The organism is Niveispirillum sp. (genome assembly GCF_017996735.1).
In the GTDB taxonomy this organism is placed as follows: Bacteria; Pseudomonadota; Alphaproteobacteria; order Azospirillales; family Azospirillaceae; genus Niveispirillum.
Map to the genome: position 1 here is coordinate 93,217 of NZ_JAGOGJ010000007.1, position 23,327 is coordinate 116,543.

General features: G+C 65.0%; 19 protein-coding genes. 7 read left to right on the forward strand and 12 right to left on the reverse strand.

All coding sequences use genetic code 11. The features are described 5' to 3' along the window. Positions 1 to 46: 46 nt before the first annotated feature. Both KBA48_RS04685 and KBA48_RS04690 read right to left on the reverse strand, forming a co-directional pair. Entirely contained in the window at positions 47 to 1,639 is a 1,593-nt protein-coding gene (locus tag KBA48_RS04685) for a PAS domain S-box protein (RefSeq protein WP_292903840.1), read from the reverse strand. A gap of 153 nt (positions 1,640 to 1,792) precedes the next feature. After that, a complete protein-coding gene (locus KBA48_RS04690; protein WP_292903841.1) occupies positions 1,793 to 2,671 on the reverse strand; it encodes a LysR family transcriptional regulator in 879 nt (292 codons plus the stop codon). Positions 2,672 to 2,811: 140 nt separating this feature from the next. On the opposite strand from KBA48_RS04690, the gene KBA48_RS04695 reads away from it, so the two are divergent. Together KBA48_RS04695 and fghA are read left to right on the forward strand one after the other, a co-directional pair. Beyond that, entirely contained in the window at positions 2,812 to 3,921 is a 1,110-nt protein-coding gene (locus KBA48_RS04695; RefSeq protein WP_292903842.1) for an S-(hydroxymethyl)glutathione dehydrogenase/class III alcohol dehydrogenase, read from the forward strand. Positions 3,922 to 4,103: 182 nt separating this feature from the next. Next, positions 4,104 to 4,940, forward strand: coding sequence for an S-formylglutathione hydrolase (gene fghA / locus KBA48_RS04700; protein ID WP_292903843.1), 837 nt, complete (start codon positions 4,104 to 4,106; stop codon positions 4,938 to 4,940). Here fghA and KBA48_RS04705 read toward each other — a convergent pair. Beyond that, positions 4,900 to 5,811: a LysR family transcriptional regulator gene (locus KBA48_RS04705; RefSeq protein WP_292903844.1), complete on the reverse strand. Its 912-nt coding sequence runs from the start codon at positions 5,809 to 5,811 to the stop codon at positions 4,900 to 4,902. The genes fghA and KBA48_RS04705 overlap by 41 nt on opposite strands. 96 nt (positions 5,812 to 5,907) lie before the next feature. Between KBA48_RS04705 and bla the strand changes: the two genes are divergently transcribed. The 3 genes from bla (at position 5,908) to KBA48_RS04720 (ending at position 9,380) form a co-directional block, all read left to right on the forward strand. Then, complete coding sequence (gene bla, locus KBA48_RS04710) at positions 5,908 to 6,804, forward strand: class A beta-lactamase (protein WP_292903845.1); 897 nt, start codon at positions 5,908 to 5,910, stop codon at positions 6,802 to 6,804. A gap of 107 nt (positions 6,805 to 6,911) precedes the next feature. Further along, a complete protein-coding gene (locus tag KBA48_RS04715; RefSeq protein ID WP_292903846.1) occupies positions 6,912 to 8,192 on the forward strand; it encodes an ABC transporter substrate-binding protein in 1,281 nt (426 codons plus the stop codon). Positions 8,193 to 8,291: 99 nt separating this feature from the next. Continuing rightward, positions 8,292 to 9,380, forward strand: coding sequence for a glycoside hydrolase family 88 protein (locus KBA48_RS04720; protein ID WP_292903847.1), 1,089 nt, complete (start codon positions 8,292 to 8,294; stop codon positions 9,378 to 9,380). 10 nt (positions 9,381 to 9,390) lie between these two features. Here the strand turns inward: KBA48_RS04720 and KBA48_RS04725 are convergent, their stop codons facing one another. The 8 genes from KBA48_RS04725 to KBA48_RS04760 form a co-directional block, all read right to left on the reverse strand. Further along, positions 9,391 to 10,272, reverse strand: a complete 882-nt coding sequence (locus KBA48_RS04725) for a Wzz/FepE/Etk N-terminal domain-containing protein (RefSeq protein ID WP_292903858.1) — start codon at positions 10,270 to 10,272, stop codon at positions 9,391 to 9,393. Between the two features lie 82 nt (positions 10,273 to 10,354). Beyond that, on the reverse strand, positions 10,355 to 11,473 hold the full coding sequence (locus tag KBA48_RS04730; RefSeq protein ID WP_292903848.1) for a glycosyltransferase family 1 protein: 1,119 nt from the start codon (positions 11,471 to 11,473) through the stop codon (positions 10,355 to 10,357). 5 nt (positions 11,474 to 11,478) lie between these two features. Next, complete coding sequence (gene rfbD, locus KBA48_RS04735; RefSeq protein ID WP_292903849.1) at positions 11,479 to 12,357, reverse strand: dTDP-4-dehydrorhamnose reductase; 879 nt, start codon at positions 12,355 to 12,357, stop codon at positions 11,479 to 11,481. 27 nt (positions 12,358 to 12,384) lie between these two features. Then, positions 12,385 to 13,269, reverse strand: coding sequence for a glucose-1-phosphate thymidylyltransferase RfbA (gene rfbA, locus KBA48_RS04740; protein ID WP_292903850.1), 885 nt, complete (start codon positions 13,267 to 13,269; stop codon positions 12,385 to 12,387). Next, positions 13,262 to 14,332 (reverse strand): dTDP-glucose 4,6-dehydratase, encoded by a 1,071-nt coding sequence (gene rfbB / locus KBA48_RS04745; RefSeq protein WP_292903851.1) that lies wholly within the window; start codon positions 14,330 to 14,332, stop codon positions 13,262 to 13,264. Before rfbB ends, rfbA begins: the two co-directional genes overlap by 8 nt. Positions 14,333 to 14,354: 22 nt before the next feature. Further along, on the reverse strand, positions 14,355 to 14,909 hold the full coding sequence (gene rfbC / locus KBA48_RS04750; protein ID WP_292903852.1) for a dTDP-4-dehydrorhamnose 3,5-epimerase: 555 nt from the start codon (positions 14,907 to 14,909) through the stop codon (positions 14,355 to 14,357). A 133-nt stretch (positions 14,910 to 15,042) separates the two neighbouring features. Next, positions 15,043 to 16,041: a glycosyltransferase family 2 protein gene (locus tag KBA48_RS04755; RefSeq protein WP_292903853.1), complete on the reverse strand. Its 999-nt coding sequence runs from the start codon at positions 16,039 to 16,041 to the stop codon at positions 15,043 to 15,045. Between the two features lie 109 nt (positions 16,042 to 16,150). Further along, positions 16,151 to 17,278 (reverse strand): cache domain-containing protein, encoded by a 1,128-nt coding sequence (locus KBA48_RS04760; RefSeq protein WP_292903854.1) that lies wholly within the window; start codon positions 17,276 to 17,278, stop codon positions 16,151 to 16,153. 372 nt (positions 17,279 to 17,650) lie between these two features. On the opposite strand from KBA48_RS04760, the gene KBA48_RS04765 reads away from it, so the two are divergent. Both KBA48_RS04765 and KBA48_RS04770 read left to right on the forward strand, forming a co-directional pair. After that, entirely contained in the window at positions 17,651 to 18,055 is a 405-nt protein-coding gene (locus KBA48_RS04765) for a hypothetical protein (RefSeq protein WP_292903855.1), read from the forward strand. 121 nt (positions 18,056 to 18,176) lie between these two features. Then, positions 18,177 to 20,759: a tetratricopeptide repeat protein gene (locus KBA48_RS04770; protein WP_292903856.1), complete on the forward strand. Its 2,583-nt coding sequence runs from the start codon at positions 18,177 to 18,179 to the stop codon at positions 20,757 to 20,759. A gap of 270 nt (positions 20,760 to 21,029) precedes the next feature. On the opposite strand, the gene pyk is transcribed toward KBA48_RS04770, so the two are convergent. Then, positions 21,030 to 22,442: a pyruvate kinase gene (gene pyk / locus KBA48_RS04775; RefSeq protein WP_292903857.1), complete on the reverse strand. Its 1,413-nt coding sequence runs from the start codon at positions 22,440 to 22,442 to the stop codon at positions 21,030 to 21,032. Positions 22,443 to 23,327 lie beyond the last annotated feature (885 nt).

The following is a 23,327-nucleotide window of genomic DNA, read 5'->3' on the forward strand; positions in this document are numbered from 1 at the left end:
CGATCGGAAGGCGGCAATCTGTCGATATGCAGGGTAAATGCCGACGTTACGCCGGTTGATGTGGCGGATCGTCGGCCATCTGGCGCAGCTTGGCCAAGAGGGCCTCGATGCTGGTGGGCTTGGTCAGCATCTGGGTGCCGCTGGGCAATCGCGCCGTGTCGGCGCGATCGATATAGCCGGTGAGGAACAGGATCTTCAGGTGCGGCCAGCGCGCCATGGCCAGTTCGGCCAATTGCCGTCCATTGGTGCCCGGCAGGCCCACATCGCTTACCAGAAACTGGATGTCGGGATGGTCGGTCAGGATGTCGAGGGCCGCATCGGCATTGCCCGCCTGATGCACCACATGCCCCTGTTCCTCCAGCGCCTCGGCCAGGACCAGACGGATCAGCACCTCATCCTCCACCAGCAGCAGCCGGTAGTGCGAACGGGTGGTTTCGGGGGCGGGGGGGGGCGGCGTCTCCTCACGTACCTGCTCCGGCCCGGCCTCCCCGTGGCAGGGCAGGTGCAGGGTCACCTTGGTGCCATGCCCCTCCCGGCTGTCCAGTGTCAGGAAACCGCCCGATTGCCGCGCGAATCCGTAAAGCTGGGACAGGCCAAGGCCGGTGCCATGGCCCACGGGCTTGGTAGTGAAGAAAGGTTCCACGGCGCGGGCCAGCACCTCTGCCGACATGCCGATGCCGGTATCGGCAATGGAGAGGGTGGCATATTCGCCCTCTTCCACCTCGTTCGCGGCCGCCGCCGCCCCGTCCACATGGCGCATACGGGTGGCGATGGTCAGGGTGCCGCCAAACGGCATGGCATCGCGGGCATTGACGGCCAGATTGAGGATGCCGCTTTCCACCTGATGCGGGTCGGCCCAGGCGGAACAGATCCCGTCGCTCAGGTCCAGATGAAGCCGTACATCCTCTCCCACCGACCGGCGGACCAGTTCGGCCATGCCGCCGGCCAGTATATTCAGATCGATCGCCTCGGGCTGCAGCGGCTGCCGCCGGGCGAAGGCCAGCAGGCGCTGGGTGACGGCACCCGCCGTTTCCAGCGCGGATCGGGCGGTCGCCATATGGCGTTCGATATCCGGCTGGTTGGGGAGAAGGCGGGCCGACACGAGTTCCAGGCTGTTGCCGATCACCTGCAGAAGATTGTTGAAATCATGGGCGACACTGCCGGTCAGCCGACCGATGGTTTCCAGCTTCTGGGCCTGGAACAGGGCCTCGCGCGCTTCCTCCAGCGCCTGCTGGGCCTGACGGCGTTCGGTGATGTCGCGCGTGACCTTGGCAAACCCGACCAGGGTGCCGTCATCTTCCCGAACTGCTTCCACCACTGTGCTGGCCCAGAAATGGGTGCCGTCCTGGCGCACACGCCATCCCTCTGCCTCGAACCGGCCTTCCGCCAGGGCCGTGGCCAGGATGTGGGCCGGCAGGCCGCTGCGCACATCCTCCTCCCGGAAAAAACGGGAGAAATGCTGGCCGGTAATCTCCGCCGCCCGATAACCCTTGAAACGCTGCGCACCCCGGTTCCAGCTCATGACATGGCCGTGGGGGTCCAGCATGTAGATAGCGTAGTCATGAACGCTGTCGATCAGAACGCGCAAATGCCGCTCACCCACCGACTCCGGGACAAGGCTGGTCAGGGCATGGCTCAAGTTCGGGGTTTCCCACGGGGAGAAATAATCAGGCATTGTGAAGCCCAGCCTTTCAGCGTCAATACCACCATTGGTTCTAGGCTTCTGTTTCCATTTGCATATTAGCAGACGATTCCGCCATACCCACCGCAATTCGGTCCCGGTGCCGCGATGTCACAGCCGACCGACATGGGATTTCAGATAATCGACCAGAAGGGACACTTTGGGCGACAGGTGGCGGCGGTGCGGATAGACGGCCCAGATGCCCTCGTCGGGCGGCCGGTTCGTCTCCAGCAGGCTGACCAGTGTGCCCGCCGCAAGGTCGGCCTCGACATAGAAGTCCGGCAACTGGCACAGGCCCAGCCCCTGGCGTGCCGCATCCAGAACCGCGAATCCGCTGTTGCAGCGCCAATTTCCCGTCGGGCGGAATTCCACCTGCCGGCCGTTTTCGCTGAAATGCCAGAATTCCGCCGTGCCGGTCAGGCTGGCATGGCGGGACAGGTCATCCAGGCTGACCGGCGACCCATGCCGGTCCAGATAGGCGGGGGCGGCACAGAGATGGCGGCGGCGCGACGCCAGCCGTACCGCGATCAGCCGGCTGTCATCCAGGCTGGTGCCGGTCCGCACGGCCAGATCGAAACCTTCCCCCACCAGATCGACAATGCGGTTGGTCAGGTCGATGCTGACCGAAAGCTGAGGATGGGTCAGCAGGAACCGATTGACCAGCGGCACGATGAACCGTTCCCCATAGGCGATGGAGCAGGTCAGGCGCAGATGGCCGCGCGGGGCGCCGTCGCTTTCGCTGATGGTGGAAAAGGCCTCGTCCCGTTCTTCTACCAGCCGGCGGCAGCGTTCCAGGAAGGTGCGGCCCGCATCGGTGACGCTGACCCGCCGCGTGGTGCGGTAGAGCAGGCGCACCTGCAACCGGTCCTCCAGCCGCGCCACCTCCCGGCTGACATGGGAGGTGGAGACGCCCAGGCGCGTGGCGGCGGCGGAAAAGCTTTCCGTTTCACACACGGCGATGAAACTGTCGATCCCGTCCCAGGAGCCCATGATTGTTCCCACACAGCAATAATCATTTGTCAAAATGCATGATCGTTGCCGGGGCTTTCAAGCTATAGTCCGTGCCTGACCGTTCGTGCCCACCGGGCCGGACGTGCCCCTTATTGACCCCTGATCGGAACGACATCGCCATGAAGACCCGCGCCGCCGTCGCATTCGAGGCCAAGAAGCCGCTGGAAATCGTCGAACTGGACCTGGAAGGCCCGAAGGCCGGTGAGGTTCTGGTGGAGATCATGGCCACGGGCATCTGCCACACGGATGCCTATACGCTGGATGGGTTCGACAGCGAAGGCATCTTCCCCTCCATCCTGGGCCATGAAGGGGCCGGGATCGTGCGCGAGGTGGGCGCCGGCGTCACCTCCCTGAAGCCGGGTGACCATGTCATCCCGCTCTACACCCCGGAATGCCGCCAGTGCAAAAGCTGCCTGTCGCGCAAGACCAACCTGTGTACGGCTATCCGCGCGACCCAGGGCAAGGGCCTGATGCCCGACGGCACCACGCGCTTCAGCTACAAGGGTCAGCCGATCTATCACTATATGGGCTGTTCCACCTTCTCCAACTTCACGGTGTTGCCGGAGATCGCGGTCGCCAAGATCCGGGAGGACGCGCCGTTCCAGTCCTCCTGCTATATCGGTTGCGGCGTGACCACGGGCGTGGGTGCCGTCACCAACACGGCCAAGGTGGAGCCCGGTTCGAACGTTGTGATCTTCGGCCTGGGCGGCATCGGCCTGAACGTGATCCAGGCGGCCCGCATGGTGGGTGCCGACAAGATCATCGGTGTCGATATCAATGACCGCAAGGCGGAATGGGGCAAGCGCTTCGGCATGACCCATTTTGTCAATCCGCAGAAGATCGAGGGCGATATCGTCCAGCATCTGGTGGCCCTGACCGACGGTGGCGCCGATTACACGTTCGACTGCACCGGTAACACGGTGGTGATGCGTCAGGCGCTGGAAGCCTGCCATCGCGGCTGGGGCGTGTCGGTGGTGATCGGCGTGGCCGAGGCCGGCAAGGAGATTTCGACGCGTCCGTTCCAACTGGTCACGGGCCGCGTCTGGAAGGGCTCGGCTTTTGGTGGCGCGCGCGGCCGCACCGACGTGCCGAAGATCGTCGACTGGTACATGCAGGGCAAGATCGAGATCGACCCGATGATCACCCATGTCCTGACGCTGGAAGAGATCAACAAGGGTTTCGACCTGATGCATGCGGGTGAGAGCATCCGCAGCGTGGTGGTTTATTGATTTTCACCGTCGCTCCCTCACCCTCCCATCGGCTGGCGCCGACGGGCCCCCTCCCTCTCCCACTGTCGTGGGCGAGGGGCGAAATTTCAGCCCTCGCCCGCTTGCGGGAGAGGGAGGGGCCCAAGCCTTCCGGCTTGGGAGGGTGAGGGAGCCCCGTTACCACCCCAATCCGGCGATCCCCCATGACCTTTGAAACCGTCTCCACCACCCGGTCGCATGGCGGTGTGCAGGGCGTTTACCGCCATGCCTCGACATCCACCGGCACGCCAATGGTGTTCAGTGTCTTCACGCCGCCGCAGGCCGCCGACGGGACGAAGTGTCCCGTCGTCTGGTACCTGTCGGGCCTGACCTGTACCCATGCCAATGTGACGGAGAAGGGCGAATTCCGGCGCTGGGCGGCGGAACTGGGTCTGGTCATCGTCTGTCCGGATACCAGCCCGCGCGGCGAGGGTGTGGCCGATAATGCCGGCTGGGACCTGGGCCAGGGGGCGGGGTTCTATGTCGATGCGACAGAAGCGCCGTGGGCGCCGCATTTCCGCATGTGGACCTATGTGACGGAAGAGCTGCCTTCCCTGGTGGCGGCCCATTTCCCGGTGGATATGGACCGGCAGGGCATTACCGGCCATTCCATGGGCGGGCATGGCGCCCTGACCGTGGCCCTGCGCCATCCCGGCCGCTTCAAATCCGTGTCCGCCTTCGCGCCCATCGTGGCCCCGGCCCAGGTGCCGTGGGGACAGAAGGCGTTCCCGGCCTATCTGGGCGGGGATAAATCCTCTTGGCGCCGGCATGATGCCGTGGCCCTGATCACGGACGGGGCACGGCTGCCCGACCTGCTGGTCGATCAGGGGGCGGCCGACGGGTTCCTGGAAAACCAGCTTCGTCCGCAATTGCTGGCCGATGCCTGCGCCAAGGCGGGCATCCCCCTGACCCTGCGCCTGCAGGACGGGTACGACCATTCCTACTATTTCATTTCCAGCTTCATGGAAGATCATCTGCGCTGGCACGCGGCGCGGCTGTGATGGCCGTGCCGCACTGGTCCGCCAGCCAGCCGGCAAGCGCGGTCAGCGCCGGTCCCGGCAGGCGTGACTTGGGCCAGACCAGCCAATAGCGGCCCAGCGTGATGGTGGTGGCAAAGGGCTGGACCAGCCGGCCCGCCGCCACCTCCTTCGCGAACATCATCGCGGGCGCCAGGGCCACGCCATGGCCCTGCAGCGCCGCCTCCACCATGATCCAGGAACTGTCGAAGACGGGGCCGCGCAGGGGTGGGCAGACGGTGTCGGCCGCCGCGAACCAGCGCGGCCATTCATCCGACCGATAGGAACGCAGCAACCGCTCGCCCGCCAGATCGGCCGGGGATTTCAACCGCGCCGCCACGGACGGCAGGCAGAGCGGGGCCATCGGCGCCTCCAGCAGCGGCTGCACCTCCATCCCGTGCCAGGCGCCATCACCGAACTTGATGGCGGCGTCCAGCCCTTCCGCCTGGATATCCACACGGTTGTTGTTGGTGGACAGGCGCAGATCCACGAACGGGTTCGCATCCAGGAAGGCATCGATGCGCGGCAGCAGCCAGCCCGCCGCGAAGGTGCCCACCACCCCCACCGACAGCGGTTCCGTCACCGGCCCGCCATCGAACCGGTGCAGCAGCCGGGCGATCTGATCGAAACTGTCGCGCACGCCGGGCAGCAGGGCCATGCCCTCATCCGTCAGGACCAGCCCGCGCGGCAGGCGGCGGAACAGCAGCGCGCCCAGCCGTTCCTCCAGCCCCTTCACCTGATGGCTGACGGCGGCCTGTGTCACGCATAGTTCGATGGCGGCCTTGGTGAAGGACAGGTGGCGGGCCGACGCCTCGAAGGCGCGCAGGGCGTTCAGCGGCAGGTGCGGGCGGGTCATGGTTGGCCTAGTTTTTCTAATGCTTCATCCGATTTATCACAGTTTGCCGGGGGCCGTCAGCTTGGATAGCGTGGGGAAACAACACGGGAGACGGACATGCTTTCACGACGCCAATTGATTGGAAATACGGTATTTTTCGGGGCGCTGGCCGGTATTGGCCTCAGCCTGCCCGGGCGTGTGGCCGGGGGCGCCACGCCGCTGGGTGACATGAAGGCAGCTATTGGCGGTCTGGAACGGGCGCGGGGCGGGCGGCTGGGTGTGGCGCTGCTGGACCTGGCCACCGGGGCCGGGGCCGATTGGCGCGGGGAAGAACGTTTCGCCATGTGCAGCACGTTCAAGTTCCTGCTGGCCGCCTTCATCCTGTCGCGGGTCGATGCGGGGGCGGAGCGCCTGGACCGGGTGGTGATGTTCGGCAAGCAGGATCTGGTGCAATGGTCACCCCTGACCGGACCGCAGGCGGGCAAGGGCATGAGCGTGGCGGCGCTGTGCGAGGCCATCATCATCCAGTCCGACAATACCGGCGCCAATGTCCTGATGCGCGAAAGCGGCGGGCCGGAGGCGCTGACCGCCTTTCTGCGCCGCGTCGGGGACAGGGTGACGCGGGTCGACCGGATCGAGCCGGGCATGAATGTCGTGCCGGCAGGGGATGAGCGGGACACGACCACACCCCTATCGATGCTGGGCCTGATGCGGAGCCTGCTGATCGGCGACGTGCTGACGCCAGCGTCGCGCCAGCGTCTGACGGACTGGATGATCGATAACCGCACGGGCGGGGCGCGGCTGCGGGCCGGGTTGCCGGCGGGTTGGCGCATCGGTGACAAGACCGGGTCCTATGGCGCCCTGAACAATGATATCGCCATCATCTGGCCGCCGGCCGGCGGGCCGTTGCTGCTGACCAGCTATTACCAGAATGAGGCGGCCAGTTCGGAGGAACGCAGCGCCATGCATGCCGAACTGGCCGCCCTGGTGGCCCGCCGGTACAAGACGGCGTGATGGAAGCCGGTGCGGGGGTGCGGCAACCCCGCACCGGGTTTTCCCCGGGATGGAAATCGGTTACCAAAGGGGGAGAAGAAAAAGCGGCGAAGGGGAGGGCCTTTGCGATGATCATCGCCAGACGGCTGTTCCTGGCGGCTGGCCTGCTTCTGCCCGTGCCGATGGTTGCGGCGCAGGCGCCGGTGCATCTGCGCATGTCCTGGTGGGGTGGCAATGATGTGCATCGGGCGCATCTGCGCGCGCTGGAGGCGTTCGAGGCGCGGTACCCCCATATCAAGGTCACGGCCGAATATACGGGCTGGGTCGGGCATCTGGAGCGGCTGACCACCCAGATCGCGGGCGGCACCGCGCCCGACGTGATGACCGTCAACTGGAATTGGCTGAAGCTGTTTTCCCGCGATGGGCAGGGGTTCCTGGACCTGAACAATGTCGCGGACATCATCGACCTGACGCAGTTCGACCATGACGCCCTTTCCATGTCGTCGGTGCGCGGCAAGCTGAACGGCTTGCCGCCCAACATGACGGCCCGGCTGTTCTGGTTCAACAAGACCACCTTTGCCAAGGCGGGCCTGCCCGTGCCTGACAGTTGGGACGCGCTGATGGCGGCGGGGCCGATCTTCCGTGACCGGCTGGGCCCCGATTATTACCCGCTGGACATGAATTTCCAGGATACGGTGGCCCTGCTCTATAGCTGGATGAGCCAGAAGACCCAGGCGCCCTTTATCGACGAGGAGGGCAAGCGCCTGCTGCCCGGTCGCGACCTGCTGGTGGCGGCGGCGACGCTGTACCAGCGACTGGTGGATAATCACGTGGTCCCGTCGGCGCGTGAGCGGGCCAGTTTCGGGCATGTGCAGTTGCAGGAGACGCGGCCCTGGATCACCGGCCGCTATGCCGGCATCTATCAATGGACCAGTTCCGTCGGCAAATATGTGGAGACGCTGGAACCGGGGCAGAAGATGGTGCTGGCGCCCTATCCGCTGCTGCCGGGGGCTGCCGATCCGGGGCTGCTGTACAAGCCCGCCATGATGTATGCCATCAACCGCCACACGGCCCATCCGCGCGAAGCGGCGCTGCTGCTGCAATTCCTGCTGAACGATCCGGAAGGGGTGCGCATCCTGGGTGCCCGGCGCGGGGTGCCGGCCAGCGCCGCTGCCCGCCGCATCCTGGAAGATGACGGGCAATTGACGGGGCTGGCCCTGGAAGGGCAGCGGCAGATCGAAAGCCTGCCACGCGGTATCGTCCTGTCGGGATATTATGAACATGCCCGCGTGCGGGACGGGTTCAACGACATATTGGAGAAACTCGGCTATGGCATGATGACGCCGGAAGAAGCCGGGCAGGCCATGGAACGGGAAATCAACGGCATCCTGAAAAGGGTGATCCGCTGATCTCCGAACGGGTAGGGAAAGCAATGATGACACCGGTTTCCGTTTCGAGTAGACAGAGAGATTGCCGCCGGTTCTCCCGTCCCTGGTGCCCAACCCATCATGCATGATTTCCGCCGTTTCGGACCGCAGGTCCTGCCGTTCCTGCGTCATTACCTGTCGGAATGGGATTTTTTCAAACCGACCTGGAATTACGAGGATGGCTGCGTCTTCAAGGGCTGCCTGGACCTGGCCGACGCCACGGGCCGGTCGGAATTTTCCGACTTCGTGCATGACAAGGTCGGCGCGCGGGTGGATGAGGATGGCAGCATCGAAGGCTTCGACCCGGCCGAATACAATATCGACAATGTGAAGCCGGCCAAGGTCTTCTTCCCCCTGTATGACCGCACGGGCGAGGAACGGTTCCGCCGCGCCATCGAGACGCAGGTGGCGCAGTTGCGCACCCATCCGCGCACCCGGTCCGGCAATTACTGGCACAAGCAGATTTATCCCTGGCAGGTCTGGCTGGATGGCCTGTACATGGCGCAGCCGCTGGTGACGGCGCAGGCCGTGGCGACCGGCGACCGCGACGCCTGGGAGGATGTCGTCCACCAGTTTATCCAGGTACGCGACATCCTGCGCGACCCGCAGACCGGCCTTTATTACCATGGCTGGGATGAAAGCCGGCAGGAACGCTGGGCCGATCCCGTGACCGGATGCTCGCCTTGTTTCTGGGGCCGGGCCATGGGCTGGTTCATGATGGCCATGGTCGATTGCATCGAACTGTCGGCCGCGTTCGACGGGCCGGGCCGGGCCGCCCTGATCGCCATGTTCCAGGACACGTCCATCGCCCTGATGGCGGTACGCAGCGCGCGGGGCCTGTGGTGGCAGGTGCTGGACCGGGGCGGGGAGCCGGGAAATTACGAGGAGACCTCCGCCAGCCTGATGATCGCCTATGCCCTGATGACGGGCGCGCGGCTGGGCCTGCTGCCGGCCGACCATGGGCGGGCGGGAGAGGCGGCGTTGCGCACCGTCATCCGCGACTTCCTGACGGAGACGGAACTGGGCGGCATCTGCGGCGTCGCGGGGCTGGGCAATGATCCCTACCGTGACGGCAGCTATGACTATTACCTGTCGGAGCCGGTGGTGCCCAACGATCCCAAGGGCGTGGGCGCCCTGATGATGGCCCTGGCCGAGGGGCTGCGGCGATAGGGCGGCGCGATCAGACGATACGGCCCCGGTTGCGGCGATAGGCGTTGAACAGCATCACGCAGACAAGCAGGAAGCCCAGAACCCCACCCGCCACGGCGGCGCCGGCCAGTGTCAGCACCCGGCGGGGCGAGGCCGGCCGGTCGCCCGCATGCATGCTTTCGATGATGCGGTAGGAGAAAGGCTCGTCCGTCTGGCTGGTCATCAATTCATGTTCGACTTCCAGCAGGTTCTTCACCAGCGCGTCGCGCTGATAAGAATTGGTGGTCTGCTCCAGCGAGCGCAGCAGCACCTCGCGCTGGGCCGTCTTCGATTCCCGCACCTGTTTGCGGATGATGGTGTCAGACAGCTCAAAAATATGGTTCAGGACCTTCTGCGCGAAGGCTGGGTCCTTGTGCAGCAGCGTCACCTCGGTGAAGGTCGTGTCTTCCAGTGGCGCATTGCGCAGCTTGTTGACCACCAGCACCGCATCCAGCCGCTCCGACACCTTGCCCGCCGTGATCGCCTCCCCTTCCTTGGGGTCCAGAAGGCGCGGGCCGATCTCCTTGTCGGCGGCCAGCCGGGCCGCGATGTCATAGGATTTCAGCGTCTGCAGGAACTGCTTGTGCAAGGTGGAGCCGCCGCCATCACCCAGGGCGGCGCCCAGGCCGAAGGGCAGGGCCGCGAGGCTGCCCGACTTCGACGAATTGCTGGAGGAGGTGGGTGGCCCCACCGTGGCCGACGCCTTGTAAAGCGGCGTGGTCAGGAACAGGTAGAGCACGGCCCCCGCGATGGCCAGCAGGATCGCCGCCAGGAAAACCGCCCAGCGACGCAGGAAGAAGGTGACGATGTCGCCGATATAGATCACGTCCGCATCGGCCGGGGCGGCGGCATGGGGGCTGGTCTGGGCCTGCATCGTCACTTGTTTCCCTCCGGTCCTCGAATGACGCCGGTTATCTGTCCGGCGCGACCCTACGATCAATGAAGCCGCCTGTCCATCACGCCAACAAGGCGTAAAGCGATGCGGTTTCCGCCGCACAGCGTTCCCAGCCGAAATATCTGACCCGATCCCGCCCGCGACTGGCCAGTGCGGTTCGTACCGCACCGTTGCCCACATTCGTTTCCAGCAGATGCGTCGTGGCATCAATATCGCTGGCGTCATAGGTCAGGGCGGCATCGCCCGCCACCTCCACCAGCGCCTCGGCCTCCTTCGCGATGGCGACGGGGCAGCCTATGGCCATGGCTTCAAGCACAGGAAGGCCGAACCCTTCGCAGCGGGAGGGATAGACGAATAGCAGCGCGTCGCGATAGGCGCGCATCATGGTGGCATCATCGCCACCCATCCAGCTTACACGCTCCGCCATGCCCGTTTCGGCCAGCAGCGCATGGTCCAAGGGCCCGAAATCACCGCCGCCGAAACAGAGCAGGTGGATGCCGCGCCCCGGCAGGGAACTGCGCGCATAGCCGTTGAGGAAACAGGCGAAGTTCTTGTATCCGCTGCGCCGGCCCACGAACAGGATATAGGGCCTGCCGCCCAGGATATGCTGCCCGTCCTCGGGCGGCAGATCGGGAGCGGTGAATCCGTGATTGACCACATGCACCCGCCCGGCCGGCAGCGACCAGAGGCGGCAAAGATCGCGTTTCGTCGCCTCCGTCGGCACGATGATCAGATCGGACCGGTCCACCGCCTTGCGTTTCAGCCGGCTGTTGATGGCGAAGGACCGCGCCTCCCCGGGGAACATTTCCCACACCATGTCATGCACCGTGGTGACCAGCGGCCGGCGGCCGGGCATCAGGTCCAGCAGCGGATAATAAGTGCGGTGGAAAATCCCGTCCGGGCGGGTGCGCGCCGTCGCCCAAATCTCATTCCGCATCCGTAACAATTGGGCATGAAGACGCGTCGGAGATTCATATCGGCCCCGTACCAATCCCCTGTCCACAACGGTCGGCACGGATTCCAGCGCTTTCAGATGCTGGTTGCGGTGCCGGCCGGCCTCGATTTCCACCGCCCGCCCGCTGTCGGACAGGGCCAGGGCCAGCTCGCAGAAATAGCGCGAGATGCCACCCACCGTCTGGGAGGTGAAGATATCGTGGCTGAAACTGACGGGCAGGGTCACGTATATCAGCCTGCGGCCAGCAGCGCATCCACGGCACGGTCCAGCCCGACATGCCAGTCGGGTAGGATGGCACCGGGCAGGGCCAGATAGCGGTCGCAGGCCAGCACGGAATTGGCCGGGCGACGGGCCGGGGTGGGATAATCGGCGGTAGTGATGGGATGGACCACGGGCACGGGGCGCCCATGGCGGGCCGCGCTGTCGAACACGGCCTGGGCGAAGGCATGCCAGGTGGTCGGCCCCTCCCCACCGAAATGGAAGATGCCCCGGGCACGCCCATCGGCCACGCAGGGGGCCATCAGCAGGATGGCATCGGCGATGTCATGCGCCGCCGTGGGCCGCCCCCGCTGGTCGGCCACAACGCGCAGTTCCGGCCGGTCGGCGCCCAACCGCAGCATGGTGCGGACAAAGTTGGCGCCATAGGGGCTGAACACCCAGGAGGTGCGCAGGATGGCATTGCGCGCCGGCCCCAGATCGGCCATGGCCTGTTCGCCCGCCAGCTTTGACGCGCCATAGACGCCCAGCGGGCCGGTGGCGTCATCCTCCCGCCAGGGGCGGTCACCGCCGCCGTCGAAGACATAGTCGGTGGAAACATGGATGAAGGGGATGTCGGCATCACGGGCCGCGGCCGCGATGTGGCGCGTGCCGTCACGATTGACGGCAAACGCCTCCTGCGCATCGCTTTCGGCCTTGTCCACGGCCGTGTAGGCGGCGGCATTGACGATCAGGTCGGGGGCGTGGGTGCGCACGGCAGCCGCCACCGCCGCGGCGTCGGCGATGGACAGGCTCTCCCGGCCCAGACAGACCACATCATGGCCGGCGGCCGCGCCTTGGTCGCGCATGGCCAGCGCCAATTGGCCGCCACGGCCGAAAACCAGGACCTTCATGCTATATTCCCGTTGTCGCGGCCTTTTTCAGACCTTGGCCTCGGCGAGTATCTTCATGAGATACAAGCCATATTCATTCTTGAGCAGGGGTTTGGCCAGTTTTTCGACCTGCTCGGCGTTGATCAGGCCGCGCCGGAAGGCGATTTCTTCGGGGCAGGCGATTTTCAGGCCCTGCCGGCGTTCGACCGTCTGCACAAAATGCGTGGCCTCGACCAGGCTGTCATGGGTGCCGGTGTCCAGCCAGGCATAACCCCGGCCCATCCGTTCGACCCGCAGCTTGTTCTGCTGGAGATAGACATTGTTGACGTCGGTGATCTCCAGCTCGCCGCGGGGCGACGGCTTGATGGAGGCGGCGATGTCCAGCACTGAATTGTCGTAGAAATACAACCCGGTGACGGCATAGTGCGATTTCGGTGCCTTGGGCTTTTCCTCGATGGTGAGCGCATTGCCCTCGCCATCGAAGCTGACCACGCCGTAACGTTCGGGATCGTGGACGTGATAGGCGAAGACCGTAGCGCCGGTGTCGCGGCCATGGGCATTGGCCAGCAGCTTTTCGAAGCCGTCGCCGTAGAAGATATTGTCGCCCAGCACCAGGGCGGCCGGATCATTGCCGACAAAGCCGCGCCCGATGATGAAGGCCTGGGCCAGCCCGTCGGGGCTGGGCTGGATGGCATAGGACAGGTTGACGCCCCACTGGCTGCCATCGCCCAGCAGGTGGCTGAATTGCGGCATGTCGTGCGGCGTGCTGATCACCAGGATATCGGTGATGCCCGCCATCATCAGGGCCGACAGCGGATAATAGATCATCGGCTTGTCATAGACGGGCAGCAACTGCTTCGACACGCCCAGGGTGATGGGGTAAAGCCGCGTGCCCGAGCCGCCGGCCAGGATAATGCCTTTGCGGTTAGCCATTCTTCTTGCCCTCTCCCCGGCGTTTATGGGCCTCTTCCCGCAAGGGAGCCCACCACCATTCATTGTCGAGATACCAGCGGACCGTCTTTTCCAGGCCGGTCTCGAAGCTTTCCTGTGGTTCCCAGCCCAGGTCGCGCCGGATTTTGCCGGCGTCGATTGCGTAACGATGGTCGTGGCCGGGCCGGTCCTTCACGAAGGTGATCAGGTCCCGGCGCGGACCGCCATCGGGGCGCAGACTGTCCAGGATGTCGCAGATGCGCTCCACGACCTCCAGGTTGGTCTTTTCGTTGTTGCCGCCGATATTGAACCGTTCACCCACGGGACCCCGGGTCAGCACCTGCCACAGGGCGCGGGCGTGATCCTCGACATAAAGCCAGTCGCGCACATTGTCGCCCTTGCCATAGACGGGCAGGGGCCGGCGTTCCAGAGCGTTCAGGATGACCAGGGGGATCAGCTTTTCGGGGAAATGGAAGGGGCCGTAATTGTTGGAACAGTTGGTCAGGACGACCGGCAGCCCGTAGGTATGGTGCCAGGCATCGACCAGATGGTCCGACGAGGCCTTGGACGCGGAATAGGGGGACCGGGGGGCGTAGGGGGTGGTTTCGGTAAAGAAGCCTTCGTCGCCAAGCGAGCCGAACACCTCGTCCGTGGAGACATGGTGGAAGCGGAAATCCGCCTTCTTCTGCCCGTCCAGCCCCTGCCAGTAATCGCGCGCCGCCGACAGCAGCACGCCCGTGCCCACGACATTGGTCTGGATAAAGGCGTCCGGCCCGTCGATGGAACGGTCGACATGGCTTTCGGCCGCCAGATGCACGATGGCGTCGGGCTGATATTTCGCGAAAATCGCGTCGATGGCGGGGCGGTCGCAGATATCCGCCTGTTCGAAATGGTAAAGCGGGCTGTCCTTGACGGCCCGGACATTCTCCGGGTTGGCGGCATAGGTCAGCTTGTCGATATTGACGACGGCGCAGCCCTGCTCACCCACCACATGGCGGATGAAGGCGGACCCGATGAAGCCGGCGCCCCCGGTGACAAGGATCAGTTTGGGGGAAAGGAGGGTCATTCCAGGGCTCTTGTCAGCGGGTTCAGAAAATCGGCGGCAGATCGCGCAGACGCGGCAGCCTGGCGTCCTTGTCGGACAGGATCAGCTTTTCGGCCGGAAACGGCCATGCAATAGCCAGATCGGGATCGTTCCAGATGACGCCGCCATCATCGGCGGGGCTGTAATAGTCAGTCACCTTGTAAACGAACTCCGTATCCGGGACCAGGGTGCAGAAAGCGTGGGCGAAGCCGGCCGGGATCCAGAGCTGCTCCCCACCCTCGGCCGTCAGTTCCACGGCGATATGCCGGCCAAAGGTGGCGGAAGCGTGACGCATGTCGACAGCCACATCCAGGACGGCCCCGCGCACCACCCGCACCAGCTTTCCCTGGGCCGTGGGCGGGCGCTGGAAATGCAGGCCGCGCAAGGTGCCGGCATCCCGCGACAGGGAGTGGTTGTCCTGCACAAAATCCACATCGACGCCGACCACCTCGTGGAACCGGCGGCGGCTATAGGTCTCGCTGAAAAAACCGCGATGGTCGCCAAACCGGGACGGCTTCAGAAGGGCGAGGCCGTCAATGTCGTATCGGGTCACTTGCATGGGGTCTATCCGGCGAAAGGGTCATGACAGAAATCGGCCGCAGCCACACCCGCACACACGCCCCCGCCCCAAGGACGCGCATGCAGGACGGCCGCTTTATGCACTGTTCGCAGCACACAGGCAACATGGGGGCTTAATCCCGCATCCGAACATCCTCGAACCTTATGGTGCGAAATTGCCAGAGGATGCGCCACAGCATGGGCAGCCGGTCCGCCTGCCCACGGTGCAGACGGTTCAGCGCCGTCACGCACAGCCCGGCCAGGATGGTGGGCATGGCATAGGGGAAATGCCGCCAGGTGACGCGCAGCCGGTTACGCAGATTGTAGAAATCGGCCAGCAGGCTGATCTGGTCACGATGCCCGCCCGTCGTGCCGCCTTCCTTGTGCAGCACCAGGCTGGCCGGGGCATAACCCAGGTCGAACAGGTGCCGACCCCGCCGGCAATAATCGATCTCCTCGAAATAGAGGAAAAAACTGTCATCCATCAGCCCGACCTGTTCCAGCCAGGCCCGGCGGATGAACATGGCGGCCCCGATCACATAATCCATGCGCGCATCGGCGAAGCTTGCCGCCTCTTCCCGCGGCCGGTTCCAGCCCAGATGGCTGACAAGGCCGGTCCAGCGGTTGTAGCGGGCGCCGCCGGCCCCCTGGATCCGGTCGGGTCGATGGACATAGAGCAGGGTGGAACCGATCATGCCCTGGCGCGGATGCGCCGCCGCATGCGCCAGCAGCGCCGACAGCGCGTCCGGCTGGGGCAGCGTGTCGTTGTTCAGGATCCAGGTGAAGGCCATGGCCGGATCCTGAAGGGCCAGCCGCACCCCGACATTGTTGCCGCCGGCATAGCCGTGATTGCCGGCATTGCGGATCAGGTAAATGTCACCGTCGGGGCGCGTTTGCCCCACCTCCGCCTCAGCCAGTTCGACAAAACCCTCGCCGAACCGGTCGGCGAGGGCGGCGCGCAGACGGGGCAGCGAATCATCGGAGGAGGCGTTGTCACAGATGGCCAAGCGCCATCGTGCCCCCGTCATCGCCCTGACGGCGTCGAGACAGCCGATCGTATCCTCCGCCCCGTTCCAGTTCAGGATGACGATCCAGGTCAGCGGGGACGGGGCGGCGGCGGGGGCGGCGGGCATGCGGGACCGGTGATGTGACGGAAAAGGGGGCGTCCCTGCGGGCGGCGCCCCCTACTCTATCCGACGCGGGGCCGGCGGCTGCCAAGCCTAAAAACGGCAACCCCGATGGTCAGGCATGGCCATGCTTGGCATTCCAGGCCGCTTCCACCTCCGGCGGGCGCTGCAGGATCAGCCCGTACCAGCCCAGACCCTTATAGGTTTCATAGCCCGGTGTCAGGGCGAATGCCACCAGCGTGCCGTCTTCGGTCTGGTAATAGCCCATGTCCTTGCCATCGGTCTGCAGCGGGTAGCGGCCGATCAGCAGATAGCGTTCGTCGCTAGCGGCCATGACGCGGAAATTGCTGTCCACGATCAGGCACTTGGTGCGCCCCTCCTGCCGCTCCTCCTCGGTCAGGCGGACGGATTTCACGACGGTGCCGGCCTGCGGCGCCCAGTCGAAAAAGATGCCCAGCACACCCAGCGGCCGGCCATTCTCCGCCCCGTTGGCCCGGATGGCGGTGGAATAGATGGCGACAGGCTGGCCGCCCAACCCCTCATGCGGCGCCACGTCGGCCACGGCGAATTCACTGCCATCGCGCGTCGCCATGGCATCACGGAACCAGCTTTCACCCACGACCGACCGGCCAGCCACGCGGTACCGGTCAGGCCGGCCGCTGGCGATCACGCGCCCCTGCGCATCCGCCACCCAGATGTCGAGATAGACCGTGTAGGATTTCAGGATGACGCCCAGTCGCCGCGACGCATGGGCCAAACTGTCAGCATCGGGTTTCTGCAGCGCATCGACAACGGCGCTGTCGGTGGCCCACCACCTTACATCGCAGGACCGTTCGTAGAGGTTGCGATCGACGATATCGATCATGTTCAGCGCGAGATCGGCCAGCCTTTGCCCGCGCATGGAGCCGACAAGCCCCTGGCCGAGTTGGTGCAGGCGATTGGCACTGCCCACAATCTCGTCCCGCATGCGGCTGGCGGCCAGATCGATCTCTGACGAAATGGTCTGCACCTCCGCCGCCACGACGCCGAAACCGGCCCCATGAACCCCGGCCCGGGCCGCCTCGATCTTGGCGTTCAGCGCCAGGATCTTGGTGCGGCGGGTGATGTCGCCAATGGCGCTGGTTCGCATGGCGGAGACTTCCGCGACCTCCTTCGCCAGTTCGATGATTGTTTCTGGCGAGGCGTCCAGATCAGCCCCCGCCGCCCGATATGCGGAAATATCCGCCGTGAAATCTTTCGGCATGTGAACCACGGTTCTTTATTTCGGATTGCGATTTATTGGGTGCGATTGATCCCCTGCTGCCACGCGTCTTTGCGTGGTCGGGTGGCTTTGCGCCATCTGCGTTGCTAATTTATCAATTGCTCAAAATTGTTCCAAGTTAAAATATTGATCAAATTGTAGGCGAATTCCGTTGATGGACTGATGAAGGGTACAGGAATATCAATTCGCCTCGTCTTTGCGCAGAGCTTCTGCCCATTGGTTGGTCAATCATGCTTATAAATTGGTCAACGGTGGTGTCGGTTCCGCCACCCCTTTTCAGCGCCGGCCGCTTGGGTTAACTCAAGCCCGGGTGGGCCCGGTCAGCGGGTGCCAAAAATGCAAGGACCCTGATTGATGGCTACGATATTCGTCGCGCGCAGCGCCAATCTTTGCCAGTGGGGCTCGGATGTCGGGCTTGGCAAGAATTTGTTCAAGGTCGGGCTTTGCGATGGTGATCCGGCCCCGCTGCTGGCGGAAGGGTTCGCCGGGGAGAAGGACTGGACCCTGGTCAAGAAACAGGCCGATGTGGAGGTGACGGAGGAGCAGGTGCTGGAGCGCCTGTCCAAGCGGCAGAAGCGGGTCGACCCCACCTATTACCCCCGGATCAAGGGGGAGACGATGCTGTACAAGGTCGTCGATACGGATGTGCAGCGTCATATCGTTCTGGCCCGCGCCATGGAAGGGGAGAGCGAGCGCGCCGCCATCAAGCTGAAGGTCGCCGATTATGCCACCTACCTGATCAGCAATGCCCTGCGCTGATACCGGCGGCCCAGAAGTTTGACCGACGGCATCAGTTCGCTTGGTCTTGGGATTCCGTTGATTAAGGAACTGTCCGGACTGTACAAATCCAGGGCAGGCATTGGCGCGGGGGGAACAAGCGGTGCAGAAGGTGGGCGTCTCTCAGAATATGTTGGCGGAGTTGAACGCCGCCAAGCAGTTGCACATGGCGGGCAAGATCGCAGAGGCGGAAACCCGCTATCGTACCCTGCTGGCCCGCAATCCCAACCTGCATGACGCCCTGCACCCGCTGGGCATCGCCTTGCAGCAGCTTGGCCGCCATGCCGAGGCAGAGGCTGTCATTTCCCGCTGGCTGGTACAGTCGCCGCGCGACTATGACGCGCTGGTCAATCAGGGCAATTCGCTGTCGGCGTTGGGCCGGCCGGCGGAGGCTGGTGCCGCCTATCAGAAGGCATTGGCTGTGCGGCCACAATCGGGCGAGGTCCGCTGCTTTCTGGCCAATACCCAATATATGCAGGGCGACGTCGCGCGGGCGGAGGAGAATTACCGCCTGGCCCTGAAGGACCATCCGACCCTGGCCGTCGGGCTGTTCAATCTGGCCAACCTGCTCTGCGATACGGGCCGGGCCGAGGAGGGTATCCGGTATTACGAGGAGGTGCTGCGCCACCACCCCGACATGATCGAGGCCATGGTCAATCTGGGCAACCAGTTCGCAAAGCGGGGCCGGGGCGAAGAGGCCCTGAAACTGTTGCGCGAAGCCGTCAGGAAGCGCCCCACCATGCCAGAGGCGCTGGTCAATCTGGGCATCGCCATCTATGACCAGGAAGGGGATCTGGAAGGGGCGGAGCACTGCTTCGCCGAGGCGGTGAAGGTGGCGCCCACCTATCGCGACGCGTTGAACAATCTGACCAACATCTACATGAACCAGGGCCGGCTGGACGAATCGGAACAACTGGCCCGCCGCATGCTTGAGCTTTTCCCCGACAACCCGACGGTGCATGGGACGGCTGCCGGCCTGTTCCTGGTGGCCGGCAAGCTGTTGGAGGGTTGGGGGCATTTCGAATGGCGCTGGCTGCGGCCCAACCTGCCGGTGCCGCTGCGCGATTTCGGCAAGCCGGAATGGCGGGGGGAGGATATCTCCACCAAGACCATTCTGCTGCATCACGAACAGGGGCTGGGCGACAGTATCCAGTTCGTGCGCTTCGCCGCCATAATCGCCGCCCGCGCCGGCAAGGTCATCCTGGAGGTGCCGCCCAATCTTCGCGCGCTTTATAGCTGCCTTGAGCAGGTGCCGGGCGTCACCCTGGCCATCTATGGCGAGCCGTTGCCGCCCTTCGATGTGCATCTGGCCATCATGAGTGTGCCGCATGTCCTGGGTATCACCCTGGACAATATCCCCGCCCCCATCCCCTATCTGTTCGCGGACCCCGAGCGGGTGGAGATGTGGCGCGACCGGTTGCCCAAGGGTGAATTCCGTATCGGCGTCGTGTGGCAGGGCAAGGCCGGTATCGGTGTCGATCGCGGTCGTTCCTATGGGTTGCGCCATCTGGCCCCAATCGCCCGCATCCCCGGCGTGACGCTGGTCAGCCTGCAGAAGGGCTACGGCCTGGACCAGTTGGATCACCTGCCCGACGGCATGCAGGTCGTGTCTCTGGGGCCGGATTTCGACAGCGGTCCCGGCGCCTTCCTGGATACCGCCGCCGTCATGCAGCATATGGACCTGATCATCTCCTCCGATACGTCGGTGGCGCATCTGGCCGGTGCCCTGGGCCGGCCGGTCTGGGTCCCGCTGAAATTCGCCCCCGACTGGCGCTGGCTGATGGAACGGGAGGACAGCCCCTGGTATCCGACCACCATGCGCCTGTTCCGGCAGCGCCGGAATGGCGGCTGGGACGGCGTGTTCGAGCGGCTGGCCGAGGCGGTGGCGGCGCTGAAGACGGGTGACCGGTCAATGCTGCTGCCCCCGCCCGCCCCGCCGTCCCGCCCGTCCGCGGAGGTCAATCACCCCGTGCCGCCACCGCCGCTGCCCCCCGATCGCCCCGCCATCATGCTGGCGTCGGGAGAGATACACCAGACGGGGTCGGACACGGTGCGTGAGACCGTCACCCGTTACGGCACGCTGCGTCACCCGGCCCGCGACCCGGTGATCGGGCGCAGCCTGGAAGCCTATGGCGAGTGGATGGAGGCCGAACTGGCCGCCTGCCTCAGCGTCCTGAATCCCGGCGATGTGGTGGTCGAGGCCGGTGCCAATATCGGCACGCATGCGCTTCCCTTGGCCCGCCATTTCACCTTGCACCTGTTCGAGGGGCAGCCGGCCCTGCGCGGCCTGCTGGCCGACAATCTAGCCGCCAACCAGATCGGGTCCGCGACCTTGCATGAGGGCGACGGCACGGCCATCGACAGCCTGAACCTTCCCCGCCTGCGCCTGATCAAGGCGGCCCTGGAGGGACGGGAGGTGGAGTTGTTGCGGGGGGCGGCGGATACGATCGCGCGCTGCCGCCCCTATCTCTATCTGCGGAACGACCGGCCGGAAAGGGAGACGGAACTGGTGTCCTTGCTGCGCAGCCTGGGCTATCGCATGTGGTCGCATCGGCCCCGCCTGTTCAATCCCGGCAATTTCCGGGGCGAGGCGCAGGACTTTTTCGGCCCCATCGGCACCATCAACCTGCTCTGCGCCCCGCAGGAGAAGGATTGCGTGGTGGTCGGGCTTCCGCTTGTCACTTGAAGGGCGCCTGAAGGTTGAGCTTCAGGCGGATTGGAGGACGGCGACTGCCGGCCCAGTGCGTAAGGGAGGTCTTGATGCCGACCACCGGTCAGCATCAAGGATGATGGGTATCATACCAATCTCCCTTGATCGTCACCGATCAAGGGAGATTTTGCGTTCCCTCAGACGCCGGGCGGCGGCATCCGCCGCCTTGGCTCACGGCGCATGTGCGCCGGGCTGGCCGTCGCCAGCCTCCAATCTGCCGAAGGTTTGACCTTCGGCAGATTGGTATCAGATCTTGGCGATACGCAGATTGTTGGTGCTGCCGGACTGGCCGAAGGGGATGCCGGCGACGATGACGATCCGCTCGCCCGGCCGGGCGAATTCTTCCTTCACGGCCAGGGCGCGGGCGCGATCCACCATTTCCTCATAGGTGCCGACATCGCCGGAATGGATGGCGTGCGCACCCCAGACCAGGGCCAGACGGCGGGCCACGGCTTCATGCGGGGTGGTGGCCAGCACGGGCACGTCCGGCCGCTTGCGGGCGATACGGGCGACCGTGTTGCCGCTGGCCGTATAGGCGAAGATGGCGGCGGCATCGATGGTGCCGGCCAGATCGGCGGCGACGCCGGCCACCGCGTGGGAGGGGGTGTGGTCCACTTCCGGTTCCAGCGCGGTAATGATGGGGCGGTAGGTCGGATGCTTTTCCGTGCTGGCGATGATGCGGCTCATCATCGACACGGCTTCCAGCGGGAACTGACCCGAGGCGCTTTCAGCCGACAGCATGACGGCATCGGCGCCGTCATAGACGGCGGTGGCGACGTCGGACGCCTCCGCGCGGGTCGGCGTCGGGCTGGCCACCATGCTGTCCAGCATCTGGGTGGCCACGATCACCGGCTTGGCGGCCAGACGGGCGGCGCGCACCAGTTCCTTCTGCCGGCCGGGCACATCCTCATGCGGGATTTCAACGCCCAGATCACCGCGCGCCACCATGATGGCGTCCGACAGGCGGATGATATCCTCGATCTTTTCCAGCGCCTGCGGCTTTTCGATCTTCGACACCAGACCGGCCTTGTCGCCGATCAGGCTCTTGGCCTCGATCACGTCGGACGGGCGCTGCACGAAGGACAGCGCTACCCAATCCACGCCCAGCGACAGGCCGAAGGCCAGATCGGCGCGGTCCTTTTCCGTCAGCGGCGACAGGTCCAGCGGCGTGCCGGGCAGGTTCACGCCCTTGCGGTTGGAGATGATGCCGCCCACGATGACCTCGGCATTGATCGTGTCGTCGGTGACGCCGCGCACGCGCACACGCACCCGGCCATCATCGATCAACAGGTCCTGGCCCGGCATGATGGCCTTGAAAATCTCCGGATGCGGCAGGGGGATCGACTGTTTGTCGCCCGGTTCCCGGCCCAGCAGGAACTTCACCCGCTCGCCCTTCACCAGTTCTTCCTTGCCGGCGGTCAGGATGCCGATGCGGATCTTCGGACCCTGCAAATCCTGCAGGATGGAGATGGGGCGGCCCACTTCCTTTTCCAGCGCGCGGATGGCGGCGTGGACCTTGGCATGGTCCTCGTGGCTGCCATGGCTGAAATTCAGGCGGAAGACATCGACGCCGGCCAGGAACAGCTCCTTCAGCATTTCCGGCGTATTGCTGGCCGGGCCGACGGTGGCGACGATCTTGGCGTGGCGGTGACGGCGCATGGGATGTTCCTTGATGCTCTGGTGGTCCGGTTATCCGGTCGCGGGTGGGCGCGACCTGTCATTGCCGGCACTATAGCACGGCCTGTCGCGGATTTGACCCCCCCAGTTACAGGAATTCGATGTCAGTTTGGTAATTCAGTTACCTTGCCCGCACCGCGCCGTTACCGGCGATCGGAGGTGGGGCGGCCAGTGCTCCGAATGCGGGGTGACCTGTGAAACATCGTGCGACGGAAATGTCGGATGTTTCGGAGTACGGGGGCAGTCCACTCCGAATGGAAGGACCAATGCAACGCCGTGAAACACAGATACCGGGACGTTTCGGAGGGAGCGGCTTCAAGTGCTCCGAATGCCGGCAGCACAGCGCACCGGCGGGCCGCATTATAGCAGGGTGCGATGGGAAAGTCAGCTTTTGGGTGGGGAGTGGGGCATTGGTTGGCGGTGGTGGGGATGGAGGCGTTGTTGCCCTCACCCTCCCATTGGCGGGCGCCAATGGGCCCCTCCCTCTCCCACGTTCGTGGGCGAGGGGCGGAACAATGCCTTATGCGAATTTCAGCCCCTCTCCCGCTTGGCGGGAGAGGGAGGGGCCCGAGCGCGGCAGCGTTCGGGAGGGTGAGGGAGCGACGGCGGGGGTGCTTACCCCCGCGCGGGACGACGCAGGAACTCGGGTGTCCAGTCACCGCCGGACGCCTCTCCGCCATCACGGGCCGGACGCTGGGGGCGCTGCGGCTTGGCCGCGCTGGCATTGGCCGGGCGGTTTTCGCCCTGCGGCTTGGCGGCGGGGCGGGAATGCGGCTGCGGCTTGCCCTGCTGGGCGGGGCGCTGGCCCTGACCCTGGGGACGTTGCCCCTGACCCTGCGGGCGCGGGGCCTGGGTGCGGGGCTGCTG